This window comes from Bacteroidales bacterium, from assembly GCA_031275285.1.
In the GTDB taxonomy this organism is placed as follows: domain Bacteria; phylum Bacteroidota; class Bacteroidia; order Bacteroidales; family UBA4181; genus JAIRLS01.
In genome coordinates this window covers 70,161-84,536 of record JAISOY010000211.1, presented here as the reverse complement: position 1 = coordinate 84,536, position 14,376 = coordinate 70,161, and the positions used below count along the sequence as shown (strand labels likewise).

Annotated in this window: 8 protein-coding genes; all 8 read right to left on the bottom strand. The window is 42.7% G+C overall.

Annotation, left to right across the window (positions count from 1 at the left end; genetic code table 11):
- Positions 1-585 (bottom strand): pyridine nucleotide-disulfide oxidoreductase (locus LBQ60_21100; protein MDR2040422.1); only part of this gene is annotated, 585 nt, incomplete at its 3' end.
- Positions 586-729: 144 nt separating this feature from the next.
- Positions 730-1,536: a LamG domain-containing protein gene (locus tag LBQ60_21095; GenBank protein ID MDR2040421.1), complete on the bottom strand. Its 807-nt coding sequence runs from the start codon at positions 1,534-1,536 to the stop codon at positions 730-732.
- A gap of 203 nt (positions 1,537-1,739) precedes the next feature.
- Complete coding sequence (locus tag LBQ60_21090) at positions 1,740-3,011, bottom strand: polysaccharide pyruvyl transferase family protein (GenBank protein ID MDR2040420.1); 1,272 nt, start codon at positions 3,009-3,011, stop codon at positions 1,740-1,742.
- A 132-nt stretch (positions 3,012-3,143) separates the two neighbouring features.
- The gene (locus LBQ60_21085; GenBank protein ID MDR2040419.1) at positions 3,144-4,100 is read right to left on the bottom strand and encodes a DUF1735 domain-containing protein; all 957 of its coding nucleotides are present in this window, start codon (positions 4,098-4,100) and stop codon (positions 3,144-3,146) included.
- Positions 4,101-4,126: 26 nt separating this feature from the next.
- Positions 4,127-5,929: a RagB/SusD family nutrient uptake outer membrane protein gene (locus tag LBQ60_21080; protein MDR2040418.1), complete on the bottom strand. Its 1,803-nt coding sequence runs from the start codon at positions 5,927-5,929 to the stop codon at positions 4,127-4,129.
- A 10-nt stretch (positions 5,930-5,939) separates the two neighbouring features.
- Positions 5,940-9,029, bottom strand: coding sequence for a SusC/RagA family TonB-linked outer membrane protein (locus LBQ60_21075; protein MDR2040417.1), 3,090 nt, complete (start codon positions 9,027-9,029; stop codon positions 5,940-5,942).
- A gap of 14 nt (positions 9,030-9,043) precedes the next feature.
- Positions 9,044-10,897 (bottom strand): RagB/SusD family nutrient uptake outer membrane protein, encoded by a 1,854-nt coding sequence (locus tag LBQ60_21070; GenBank protein MDR2040416.1) that lies wholly within the window; start codon positions 10,895-10,897, stop codon positions 9,044-9,046.
- A 17-nt stretch (positions 10,898-10,914) separates the two neighbouring features.
- Positions 10,915-14,268: a TonB-dependent receptor gene (locus LBQ60_21065; GenBank protein MDR2040415.1), complete on the bottom strand. Its 3,354-nt coding sequence runs from the start codon at positions 14,266-14,268 to the stop codon at positions 10,915-10,917.
- Positions 14,269-14,376: the final 108 nt, after the last annotated feature.

Genomic DNA, 14,376 nt, shown 5'->3' with positions numbered 1-14,376 from the left:
ACCGACAACAACCAGGTCATATACTCCGCCATTTTCCGGTTTTTCAGGAAGTCCCAGCAGTTTTTTACGGAACTGGTACATGGATTTTCCTTCATTGGGGATGTCGGCATCTTTGTTCTGGCTGAACAGAATAGCGTCACAACGACCGGCAAACCCTGTCAGGTCTTTCAGTGCGACAGTGTTTTCCTTGTCTTTGATATCAATACTACCGGCATATTCCCATCCCCATTTGTCACCTAGTCCAAGTTCATTGGGCAGAATAGTTCCATTGACAGATACCTGGAAACGTCCGGGTTTCTCTTTTGTTTTCCAGGGTGCACACCAGTTCCAGGTACGTACATATACATGCCACATACCTTTTTTTGAAATAGTCACTTTCGTGGAGGCGTCCTTTACCGGTTTACCCAATCCGTGAGCCAACAGGAAGGGGGAGCCCATCTGGTCCATAAACTGCTGGTCGAGCACCCAGCCGCCACGATCTGCGAAGCCTTCAGCTTCTACTAACACCATATTGTTCTTCTGTGAAAAGGATAAGGATATGAACATACAACTTATCCAAAAACTTAATAGGATCTTTCTTTTCATTTGTATAAAATTGTTTTTAAAGGCCAAATGTTATGTCCAATTTTATTCATTATAATGAATATACCTTATATGATTGTGGACATTTCATCGGTTGTTATTGATTTGGTTTTATAATTGCTATACGATAAGATAATTATACAACTGTTAATTTGTTTTTGTCAGGTATTTTATTTCCCGATCGGACAGCGCCCTGTCGAAAACAGCCAGTCCGCCGATTTGTCCTTTAAAGAAATTGCCCATCCCGGATTTGAGTAACACAGCTCCTACTGTGAAATCAGATCCGTTGTCGCCGATACCGTGGGGAAAATAATACGGATTCTTCACCTGTGTCAGACCTTCAGGATAACCTGAAAATCCTTTGGTATGATCAATCAATTCGGGTTGACGGCTTTCGAAAACGCCATTGAAATATGAGCGGATATATTCACCATCATAGGTAAACGCTACGCAACACCACTCATTATAAGGAACAGTTTGCCTGCTTGCCGAATAATCGATGGAATACGGGAACGGTGGAGTTGCTCTGCCTGTTTGTGAGATATGTCCGCAGACCTGGTCGCGGCCGTTGTAATAAGGCAGGGAAATAAACAATCCATATTGCCGCTTTCCACCATCCATGTATTCGTTCCACATACCGCCAACAAAGCCTGTTTGTCCACCGGCCCATTTCACCCAGGCGATCACCGTTACCTGATTGCTTTTTACGTTCAGTGCTCCGGTTTCTTCATAAGGGAGTGTCAGAAAATTATCGCCTTCCAGCAGGATGGATCTTCCGGATAAAGGTCCTTCGGGAAGTACCCTGGTTTCTTTTTTTGTTCCATCCTTTAAAGCCACTTTTATCCGGCCTTTGGAATATTTAGGCCGGCCTTGTTGTTCACGAAAATCCCACAAAGCGACCAAATGATCGGCTTTTAATATTTTTCTGATCAATGCGGGATCTTTAGCGTTCATGTTTGTTGCAAAAACGGAAAAAACTAAAAAAATAACAACATGACGGTACAATAACATAACGAACGGATTATATAATATAAACTGGATATATAACGGATAAAAATATGTTTAGAAATTCATTTTTTTGCGTCTCGGAATATTCTTTTTTATCTGCATCTATTAACATACCACTTTGTGGTGTGGTTGTACAGAAAAGCAAAAAATCATCGGCTACTGATCACTTCTTTTACTATTTTATTCGCTTTTACATAACAATTTTCTACTTTTTCCATTGTATCCGACACTTTTTTCAGTGCTCCGTCATAATTACCGTATACTTCCATCAGACGGCCGGTGATCTGCTCGCCGGTGGTTTCCTCTATTTCAAACACCCAGTCGGATAATCCCAGATCATAATACATCTGTCCTTTAATGGTATCCTGAGGCTGGCGAAGATAGAATGTCGGTTTTCCGCAACGGATGGCCATAATGGGTGAATGACACTCGAAACTGAGCAGGGTATGCATACGGGCGTAAAGAGACATGGCTTCATCGGGAAGCCAATAATCATGCTTGACAACGAATGGCTTCACATCATCCGGCAAAGGATTGTATAGTAACTCATCAAATAAACCGACTTCGTAAGTCATTTCGGGACACAACACAACTTTCATCCCTGTTTCCCTCACCCAGGCAACAATTGCCATACGGGCTTTGGCGTGATCGATCTCTTTCCATTTATTATTTAACTCGGTAATCTTCCTGATCTCTTCTTCGGTTTGTGAAGTCTTGCGTATCTCCCAATATGGCGTTTTGCGTAAGCGGGGAATCACACAAATGAACTTTCCTTCTTCCAGCCCGTTTTTTTTCATAAAGGCCAACGCTTTTTCGTCATCCCAAATATCCAGATAAAATGTAGCGTCCGGGGCAAACATGATGTGTTGTCCTGTTATGCCGGCCTGACGGAGTTTTTCTATGGAGGCGGTTTCCCGTGTAAAGATAAATGAAGCTTTTTTCAGGAGAGCGGCCAGTTTCTCGGAAATATGTTCGATGGTGGTACCGTAGATACCGAAAGGCTTATCGGTATGTTTTGCCCAAAATTCCAGGTTTGATGCTGCAACTACGCTGGGGCCCGATCCATGAATGAAAATATCGGCCGATTCGACGGCTTTTTTCACTTCCTCACTGTCTACGTTGTATTCCTTGTCCACGTTACCGTAAATAATATCTATGGCCGGAAAATTCTTTTTTAAGAGCACTTCCACCTTCTCGCTTTTACTTCTTTTCCAAAGGATGATTTTTGCATCAGAAAAGGCGTTTTCCAGTATATGCAATAATCCCGGAGTATGGGCTATATCCCCGATATTCACATCCTGCCACCCGGATACCACCAGGATGGTAGGTGCCTTTTTACCGGTAGAACACGATATCTGAGAAAAAAGAACCGTACTAATGGCTAAGGAGCCTGTTTGTCTGATAAATTGCCTGCGATCCATTTTAATTGATAATTATAAGTTATTTATTTTGACCAGGACAGATGTTTGCCTGCCGATATCATCTTTTAAACGATAAAGAAGGAGTAAGATCCGGTAGGATCCGGATATCACCCCTTCATGACCCAACAATAATTATTGATAATGTCCTGGATTTTCATCCTGCCATTCGTTCACCCCATCCCTGATCCTGTTCCGGAAAGTCAGAGTATCGGTAGCATAGGATGTTGTCCCGTCGCCATTGTCGTATTTATATTTCAGGAAGATCTTCCTGTCCTGAAGCAATCTGGAACGATTGAACTTGCTTTCACCATCCGGGAGTACTTCCACACCCGACCCGTCGGCCTGACTTACCAAGATATTATCGCCATCTAAAGTAATTTTGAATGATCCCGCCACATCGCTAATTTTACTGGTAACCAGCGAATGAGGACCGACAGTCGTCAGGTTCATCACTTTTGCTTCCGGTGAGGGTATAGCCGTGTAATATTTGATGGTTTCCACTATAGTACCTGAAGCATCTTTAACCACGGTTTCACCTCCATGCCAATAATTTCCGAACAACATGTTCTCATACCTTAACCCGATTACGGAATATCTCTTGGCAGTGAGGACAGAGTCTGCATCAGCATTTGTGATATAAAACGGAATGGCATAATGAGCGCGTAAAGTTTTCGCGTCCGACAAAAACTTTGCAGAATCTGCTTTGATGGTGATCATCCCTTTATGATCTCCGGATCTGATCGTCATCTTAACCGGATCGCTCAGGGTATAAAAATCGGCAGGCATGGGTAATAGTGTATCGGAAACGAATCCTTTCACATGATCGACACCTGTTTTCATACTTTGAAAGATCCCTTTGGATATGAAAAGATCGTTGTTCAATACAAATTCGACATTCCGGTCCCTATCGTTTTCACGGACACCCCCCAATGCAACGCCTGTTTGTATCTGCATTCCTTCGCCTACAACAAAAGTACGTACATTGATCTGATTGGTAAAATATATCGCGTCATAGTCATAATCATGAATATAATCATCATAACATGAAAACAACATGACAGAAATGATCAGGAAAAATATTTTTTTCATTTTATTCGATAAATTACATTAATATTTTATTTCCAATTATCCCAGCCTTCATTCTGGATCAGGTTACCCATTCTTAACATTTCCTGGTAAGGAATCGGAAGATAAGCCGAACGGAACACACGCGATTCGACTTCCTGGCCCAGATCATAGGTAAAGGTGTCATCTGTATTACGGGTGATCTTAGCCATATGTACCGGTTTGTTCAGTGTCTCGACGTCTGTAGACCATCTGCGAAGATCGAAAAAGCGTATTCCTTCGAAACAGGTTTCCAACCTGCGTTCGTTCCTGATAAATTCATTGAAGGCATCTTTTCCCTGCCCTGCGACTTCGTCAAGGTAGGGATCCGAAAGGAAGCCATCAGCATTGTCATATGTTTTCCGCGACCGCAGGTATGCAATGGCGTCTTTTGCCGATATCCCGTATTTCGATGCATCGGTAGGACCAGCTACATGGTTGGCGGCTTCGGCAAAAGCCAGGCACATATGCGCCCAACGGATGAAGAATTTCGAATGAGGTTGTTTATTGGGATTATTTTCCGACCAGTTCAACCCCATAAAAACAAATTTTTTGATGTGGTAATTAGTACGGCTGTTGTTGATCGGTCCGGGAGCATCCTTGGCCCCATCCCAATTTTCAAAAGTATACATCACAGCGCCCGTATTATTCTTCTTTGCCTGTGCCTGATTATGGAAAATAATACTGTAAAACCGGGGATCCCTGTTCGCATAAGGATTTTGCGGATCATATAATGCCGCACCAAGAGGGTGGTCTTTAGGATAACCATTACTCATGGGAAAAGCATCCACCAGGTCCTGGGTGGCTCCTATGTTACCATTACCCTGAAAACCTCCCGGATAAAACATTTTTTCCATGGCATCATTGGCGTTATTATAACGTGATGTAAATACGATGCCCGGAAAATTAGGATTCACCCAATTCACTCCCGTGCTTTTATTGAAGCCGTTCGCGACTATACCATCTACATTTTCCTTAAAATCCATCACCTTCTTTGCATTTACTGCAGCTGAATCCCACCTTGCTGCGATATTTCCCGGATTAAACCTGGGGCTTGCCCAGGTCAGGTATACATTTGCCTTTATAGCCCTGGTGGTGATACCGTCAAAACGTCCCCAATAACGCGAGCCGGCAAGGGCTTTATCTGCGTCATCGGTAACCAGGAAATCGCGGTGTGCTATAGGAAGATATTTAAATGCAGAATCACAATCGGAGAGTATCTGTTGTACGCATTCATCATATGTATTACGCGTCAACCCTTCTGCCTCTTCCATATCTACCGGTTCGAGCAGGATAGGGACACCCAGCATCTCGCCGTTCATTCCTTTGCCACCGAATTTCTGCAATAGATCCCATAAAAACCAGGCTCTCAAAGCAAAAGCTTCGCCCTGCAAACGGGTACGGATCAGGTTGTTTTTATGTTCATCGACCATAAAACGGGTATGATAACCGTTCCGGTCTTTCAAAAAAGTATTGACCAGGAAAATACCTTTATACCCTCTGTCCCAGTATGTCAGAAAAGGATCGGAAGAAGAGGGAAGCGCCCCTACCGCCAGCCGGCGGATATTATGGGTAGTACTGGTAATTACAGCATCATCCGTAGCTCCGTCAAGATAAGTTCCTTCATTATTATTATAATTCCGGGGCAGATAACTACTTTCATAGCATTCTCCGATCAGGCCTTGTACCATTGCCTGGTAATCCCAGATATCATCCGTAGTATATCCTCCATTGGGGTAAGGTTCCATAAAATCATTGCATGAAACCAGCATTCCTATCATTACCCAAAGGTTTATTATTTTCATCTTTTTCATCATCATCCTATTAAAAAGTTACTTTAATACCACCTGTAAAAGTCCGGAACAACGGATAAGCATTGATTCCAGAACTAATTGATTCAGGATCCACATCTTTTAATCCGGATATGGTAAACAGGTTTGCTCCACGCAGGTAGAACCTGACCCGTTGTATCCCCAGCACTCTGTTGTTTTTGAGAAACAGGTTATAAGCAAATTCCACATTCTGTAATTTGAAAAAATTACCACTGGTCAGCCAAAAATCAGATTTCAAAAAGTTATTGTTTACTTTTTGATAGGTCAGACGGGGATAGTCTCCATCGATATTATCCATAACATATTTCGAGTAAGTATTGTCTCCCGTCCCGCTCTGAAAATAACGGTTGGTTTTCTCAATATCATAAAAAGCCCGTCCTGAACCCAGGGCAAAAAGTTCAAAATTCTTATAACTCAGTTGTATATCCAGACCATATATCAAACGAGGATCAGAACGCCCTATAACGCTCTGGTCATTTTCATCAATGACATTGTCGGTGTTTTTATCCTGATATTTCAGGTCTCCGGTACGCAGGGTCTCATCAAAAGTCTGAATGACTGCCTGTGCCTCGGCATCACTCGAATAACGGCCAAGCCATGTATAGCCGAAAATCGCATCGACAGGTTCTCCTACTTTCGAACGGTATGACTCACCGTAATTGGGTTCATCTATTTTCAACACCTTGCTGTTTCGGATATTGGCATTTCCTCCGATCCTGTATTTGAAATCACCGGCACTTCCCGAATAGGATAGATTGAACTCGACCCCATGATAACGATATTTATCATAATTATACCAGGGACTTGCTGTTGAAATACCCATTACATAGGGTACCATATTCTCCATTTTGGCAATGATCCCATCCCGGGTATTGTTATAATAATTAAATTCGACATACAATTTGCGGTCGAATAAAAGAGCTTCCAGTCCCGCAGTGAATTCTTTTCTTTTTTCCCAGGAGAGACCGTAATTGGCGATCCTGTTAGGATAAGCGCGCCTTACTGTTGCTTCGGTATCAGAACCGAACCACTGGTTGGCGCTATGCGGGCCAAATGCCGCACCTGTGGCTGTAGACCATCTGTCCTGATAATAAAAAGCGGTGGATAGCCCGTCATATCCCAGGATACCTGCGCTGGCACGTATCTTCAGAAAATCGAGGAACCCGATATCCTGCATGAAATACTCATCTGAGATCACCCAGCCGATACCCAGGGATGGAAAGACTTTGTATCTCTTGTTTTTGTCAAAACTGGATGTTCCCGCATAGTTCAATACTCCCTGTACGGAATATTTATCACGGAAGGTATAGCCGGCGGTAAAAATACCATTTTGCTGACGGTCCGGTTCCCGAACGGCATCTTTCATCCCATTAAACAGGAAATAAGTCAAACCCAGTTGAAGATCATGATCCCCGAAAGATTTGTCATAGGACAGGGATTCATAAAAAGATAACCGCTGGTAATAATAGGACAGTATCCTTTCCTGGTCTGTATTGTCCACTCCATCATGTACTTTCGCTAATAATATGGTATCATTGCCCTCTGAGGTAAGTGAAGGAGTTGCGGTATAGGCAATATATTCGTTCACCTTCCCTATTCTTGTCAGGTTCAATAAATTAAATGACAAGAACGTACGTGATTTTAATCCTGGAACAAACTGGGAGAAATCATAGTCAAGATTTATATTTGCTGCGCTTGTTCGTGTCAGCTCATTATAGTACCCGCAAGACTCGAGGTCTCCGATATGGTTTCTCTCATAATTGGTCGAAACACCGTACCATGGATTATCGTTCTTTTCATCATAATACGCATATACCGGGTAAGCAATAGGCGGCGTAGTGGTGATATCGTTCAGTAAACCGTCCATTTCAATGGCTTTGGCAGTATTGGAATAATTGGGTGCCCTGTTGATCGTTACTCCTCCGTATATACCAAGTCCTACCTTCATGTGATCCGTGATTTTGATATCTATATTTGAACGTGCATTGATCCTGTTATAATCGGATTTGGATCCTACTTTAAAGTTATCTCCTTCCCCGTTGTATCCAAGATATGCAAAATATCGCACCCTGTCATTCCCACCACCGGCTGAAACATTGGCCCGTGTAAATGGACGTGTGTCTTTCCATAACATTTCCTTAAAATTAATGCTTGGATGATACAAATCATAAGGATCGTTTTTTGCATATGCATCGATATCCGCCTCACTATATAACGGCTCCATATTACTGTTCCTTCTTGCCTGGTTATTTAACCGGGCGTAATCGGCACCAGATACCCATTCGGGAAAACGATCGACCACATTTACACCGGATTCTACTTCGACATCCAGGAACCTTTCATTCTGTTTGCCGCGTTTTGTCTCTATGTAAATGATTCCATTCGCGGCCTTCGGTCCATACATGGCTTTCGTTACAATATCCTTTACTACGGTAACGGTTTCTATCTCCTGCGGATCAAGCGGCATTTCCAGGATGTTCACTTCCATTCCATCCACTATATACAATGGACTGTAGTTCCTCAATGATGTAGATACACGACTTGAGGCCACAACAGAAACTCCCGGGGCGCCATTGTTTTCAATTATATCCAGTCCCGGAACCAATCCTGTAAGCGCATTGCGTAAATCCGAGGAGGGATATTTTTCCAGCTGATCACCCCGTAATACAAAATCACTACTTGTAAGGTCCCTTTTCTTAAAAGTAGTCAATGGCAGCGGAACATTATCATCGTCACTTTTAAATAATTTTGCCTCGGTCAGTATGACCACTCCATCTTCGGGAAGATGATCGACAGCATATACTTCCTTTCCGAATCCATACTTATGGATCGTGATAAAATCATCACTATAAGCACTGAAGTTAATCATTCCGGATTGATCGGAACGGGCATGAAAGATCCCTTCGCCGACTATCAGCTGGACTCCGTCCAGCATTCTGCCTGCTTCATCTTTTACAGTTAAACTGTATTCCTTTAGTACGGCTTTTCCCTTTTTGTTCTGGGCCGGTAATGTTTTTACAGACACCGTACAGAGCAAAAGCACGATAAAAACCTTTAAATGGGCTGATATATTTATTTTCATATTTGATCAATTTTTTACCAACGTGGATTGGGTTCAAACACTTTCATTTTGTTTTCCTCTGAAATCGGAAAAGGAAAATAATACATGGCATCAGATTTCCACCGTACCTGTCTTTCTGCAGGTAATTCTTTAGTGGCATCATACTTGTACCCTGTGGGATATTCTGCGCTGACAGGCACCTTTTCTATATCCATTCTTCTGGATTTTTCGTTCATCAGTCTGGGAGCGTCTTTCCAGCGACGGATGTCATAAAAGTGATGGCCTTCCCCATAAAGTTCCACTGTCCTTTCATTTTTGATACGTTCCCTGAATAATTCGGTGGATGTGGTAAATCTATCCTGGACAGAAACCATTCCTATCCTGTTCCTGACTTTATTTACCGCCTCAACAGCCGACAAAGCAGCTCCAGGCGCCTTCCCGTTAGGTCCGTAGGCCTCATTGGCTGCTTCCGCATAGTTCAGATAAAGTTCAGCTAAACGAATTAAAGGATCGGTATAATGAGTGCTTATGTTATTTTTCACACTTTGTCCGCCCCAGTATTTTGCCTGATAATAACCGGTTTGTGTGACTCCTGTATGAGTGCCGAAATTCAACATTTCACCATTGACCCTCACTCCATTGACCATTTCGTAATAAATTTTGGCAGTTCCGAATCCGGTAACAGGAGCAGTATTATAAAGGATGCTGAGATAAAATCTCGGATCCCGGTTAGCGTAAGGATCCTGCTCCTTATAAGTTCCTTTTGCGATGGCCTCTGCCCTTTCGGCCTGGGTAAATAAAGGATCACCTGATGCTGTTTCATACCGGTCGACCATATTCTGAGTGGGACATTCCGGTGACGGGCTTGTCGAATTGTTACGAAGCACATTGTTGAGTAATTGGGTCTGTATCCTGTTGGAATAATTTGCAGTCCCATAATTCCACGCCCATATCTGTTCATTGGTGTATTTGGCACCTACGAAATTACTTTTGTAATCAGCTGCGGATAGCAAAGCATACTCATGCTGTTCGGCAAGCTCTATGGCTTCCCAACAGGCCACAGCTGCACTTTCCCAATCGGTATTACCCTTTACATTACTCAACGGGCTGGCAGCATATAACAATACTCTTCCTTTCAGCGATTTCGCAGCTACTCCGTTAGGTCTCCATTGCTCCGGATCATTTAAGTGACCCTGTCCACCGGGGCCCGGATCACGGCGCATTTTTCCTGCCATTCCGAAATAGTAGGCTGCCGTATCCAGATCTTCAGCTATCCGTAATAAAGTTTCATTATTACTCAGCCGGGGAAGATCCCACTGGTCATCACCGCTGATCACATTATCGATATAGGGCATCCTGCCCCAAAGCCTGAATAATGCAAAATGAGCATAAGCCCTTACGAAATGTGCCTGACCCTTAAAATCATCGATGGTTTCTTTATCCGCATCAGTCAACATCTCAATGTTTTTTAAGGAAACATTACAGATACGAATCACCTTGAACATAGAATTCAATATAGGGGCTACACGATGTGTAGTAAACCATTGAAGATTGGCCTCTATTTCCCCCATTTTAATGGCCTGACGGTTAATACGGCCCATATCTGCCGTTTCGGTCAAACCTTCCCAGGTACTTCGTAAGTCGCTTTGTGTTAAATACAGGTTATAGCTCGTCTTTATATTGAACTCATGCCAGTTATTCGGCTGGGAAGGATCGTCTTTACTGGTTCCTTCATATACCGCATCGAAAAATAACTTGTAATTTTCATATTTTGAAAAGACATCTTCGGTGGTCATTCCGGATTCAGGTGCACGGTCCAGATAATCATCAAGGCATGACGAGAAAAGTATTCCTATGAACAGGATAATGATATAATTATTTTTTTTCATTGTTGTCCGGTTTTATGTTAAAAAGAAACCCTCATACCAAGTTTAACACTGAGCAATTGAGGATAAAATCCCTTGCTGAAATCCTTCCGCTCAGGATCACCTTCGATCAATTTGGTAAAAGTCAACAGGTTATTTCCTGTCATATAAACATTGATAGAGGAAATACCCGGAAGTTTTTCCCATTTAGGTTCAAACTTGTATCCTATATATACTTCCTTCAGTTTGAGATAATCGGCTTTTCTCCAGAACCGGCCTTCGATATACGTGGTATATCCTGTTCCTTCCGTAGCAGGAAGCCATGCCAGGTTCCTGATATAACCGGTGCCCGGGAAATGCAGGGTGGAGTGATTGGCTCCCGTATTGGTAGGTGTCCAATAATCCAGTTGCGAAGCATGTACCTGATAATTACCTTTCGTGAACTCGGCTTCAAAGTTCTGGTTGTACGATACATATTTTCCGGCATTACCCTGAAACAGGAAACTGAACTCGAAATTCCTGTAATTGAATCCCGCAGAAAACGAATATGTTACGGGAGGATAAAGCGATCCTTTGATCGGATAGGCATCCAGGCTGCTGATCAATCCGTCGGCTGTATAATCAAGAAATGCATAATCGCCTATCGCGAGACCTGAAACAGGTAACGGAGATGGTAAAGTATGGATATCATCCACAGAAGTAAAATAGCCGTTTCCTGCAAGCTGTACTCCGCTTGTCTGGGCTTCCAAAGGTTTTCCTTCCTGTTTTTGATAATCGGGTGCATACGGTGGATCGTCCTTAAAAAGGATCCTGTTTTCATTGATACCGACCATACCGCGTACAAAGTAATAGAAGCCCCCGTCTGTTGTGTTCTTATATTCGATCTCTACCTCTATACCGTGTTTCTTCATTTTCCCCAGATTCAATTCTTTAAATTGAATACCCAAGAGCGTGGGGGTACTTTGTGGAACCAACAACATATTGGTACGGCGTTCTTTAAAAAGGTCTACCGAAAAATGAAGAGAATTATCGAATAAACCTATTTCAACCCCTAAATCCTGTTTTCTGGCTTCTTCCCATTGTGCACGGGTATTGGCGGCTTTATCCTCGCGGATGTATTTTTTACTGTCTTCAAAATAATCACTGATATACAACCATCTGCTGGATGTATTATCACTGCCGACCAAACCATCGGAATAGCGTATCTTCATCTTGCTGATCCAGGGTAGTGCATCGCGGAAAAACTGTTCTTCCGATATTACCCAACCTACAGCGCCTGAAGGAAAGAATCCGAACCGGTTGCCCGGTGCAAATCTTTCCGATCCCGTATAACCGACATTTACTTCAGCCAGGTATTTATTCCGGTAATCATAGGTGATCCGTCCGACCAGTCCCTGGTTATAATAGGCGAACTCTGTTCCGTTGTTTTTCTGCTGACGGTTCATCAATGCCAATACCGAAACAGTGTGGCCTCCGAAAGTGTTATTGTAATCCAGTGAAAATTCGTAATACAGATCACTGTAATAACCACTCTGCAAACCACCTATTCCGATTGCCAGCGGCGGCATTTTGTATGTCTCGTCACCCTGTCCCTGTCTGAACCACGGATTTTCCCCGATTGCCGCTTTTTCATAATCAAACTGGTATTGGGGATAATTGTTCGTAGTTGCTGATGTCAGGGAAAGATTTCTGTAATAGGTACTGAGGGATACTTTTCCTCTAATGGATAGCCCTTTAAGCAGGAAATCCAGATCCTGTTTCAACATTACATCAGTAAAAAGCTTGGTTTCCAGATACCGGTTAAAAGCCCTCTGGTTAAATACGGTATACGGATTATCCATATATTCTCCGATGGGTTCAGCATAACGTATTCCCGTATCATCGGGATAGTCCTGGTCCGGATATTCTTCCAGAAGCCATGATGGGAAATAAGTAGGGAAGCGGGCCGGAGAAGTACCATACAAGGTCCACCAGATATTTCCGATAGTGGGCTGATTCTTGATACTTACCTCCCCGCCGATATTGAATGACAATAAGGTTGATTTCGAAACATTAAAATCAAGGTTGGTCCGGTAATTGAACCTATTGTTCCAAAAGCGGGAATCAACATGTCCGTCTTTCTCACCTTTGAAGTACGAGCCCTGATGGGTATAACCCAAAGATGCAAAATATTTGACAAAACTGGTTCCCCCCGTCACATTGACATTTGCAGTTGCCGTGGGCGCAAACGGCCTGGTCACTTCTTTAAACCAGTTTACATTCGGATATCGCAGTGCGTTTAAACGGGATGACGGATTCCTGTATTCTTCCAGCACATATTCGGGGATCAGTTCCGTAAATTGTTGCTCATTCATTCTGGCAACATTTAACATTTTCATAGTGGTGTAGGAATCTATATGATCCGGTATATTTGTGGCCTTTTCCATGCCAAAGGATGCGGATATGTCCAGTTTCGGTTTTCCTTCCACACCTCTTTTGGTAGTGACGATCAATACCCCGTTGGCGCCTCTTGCACCAAAAACAGCGGTAGCGGAAGCATCTTTCAAAATTGAGATGGTATTGATCTCGTTCGGATCCAGATCCTTGAAGTCCCGTTCCACACCATCTACCAGCACCAATGGCTGGGAGCCGTTCCAACTGGAAACTCCGCGTATAATGATTTCCGCATTATCATTCCCGGGTTCACCGGATTGCTGCATCGTTAATACACCTGATAATTTACCTGCAATGGCATTGGTTACACTGGCAGTCCCCGACTGCATCAGCGCTTTATTCCCTACCTGTGATACAGCTCCGACCATGGTTTCTTTTTTCTGAACCCCATAGCCGACAACGACGACTTCTTCGATTTCCGTTGAAGATTCAACCATTATCACCTGTATCATACGTTGTTCCCCGACGGGAATTTCCTGTTCGTGGTACCCTACAAATGAAAAAACCAGAACAGATTCCGTATTAGGAACATCGATCGAGAACCTACCATCAACATCAGTAGTAATTCCAGTACCGGTTCCTTTAATAAGAACATTTACCCCGGGCATGGTTTCCCCTGAATCATCCGAAACGGTGCCGGTTATTCTTATGGTCTGCCGGGAAAATGGACTGATTACGACGACATTATCATCCAATATCTCATATGACGCCGGTGTGTCATTAAATATTTGGTTGAGTAATACATATATATCTGACTCCTGAGCGCTTACAGAAATAACTTTATTTAAAACCGGATAATCATCACTGTAGAAAAAACGATAATCGCTTTTATTCTCAAGCAGTTTTAAAATATCTTTTATCGTTTGATTCTCAATAGCATTTTCAAGCCTGACATTTTGAGGATATACATTGGCATAAATATTGAGATTGACTATTAAGATAAGAATAGAAGATAATTTCATAAACAGTGCTAAAGAATTATTTTTCGAAAAAAAATACCTTACACGAATAAATGTACATTTATTTGTCATAATATTGTCTTTAGTTTTATTTTATATTTTGTTTTCGAA

Coding starts and splice junctions, on each gene's coding strand:
- LBQ60_21095 (MDR2040421.1), bottom strand. CDS start 1,536: ATGAACGCTAAAGATCCCGCATTGATCAGAAAAATATTAAAAGCCGAT.
- LBQ60_21090 (MDR2040420.1), bottom strand. CDS start 3,011: ATGGATCGCAGGCAATTTATCAGACAAACAGGCTCCTTAGCCATTAGT.
- LBQ60_21085 (MDR2040419.1), bottom strand. CDS start 4,100: ATGAAAAAAATATTTTTCCTGATCATTTCTGTCATGTTGTTTTCATGT.
- LBQ60_21080 (MDR2040418.1), bottom strand. CDS start 5,929: ATGAAAAAGATGAAAATAATAAACCTTTGGGTAATGATAGGAATGCTG.
- LBQ60_21075 (MDR2040417.1), bottom strand. CDS start 9,029: ATGAAAATAAATATATCAGCCCATTTAAAGGTTTTTATCGTGCTTTTG.
- LBQ60_21070 (MDR2040416.1), bottom strand. CDS start 10,897: ATGAAAAAAAATAATTATATCATTATCCTGTTCATAGGAATACTTTTC.
- LBQ60_21065 (MDR2040415.1), bottom strand. CDS start 14,268: ATGAAATTATCTTCTATTCTTATCTTAATAGTCAATCTCAATATTTAT.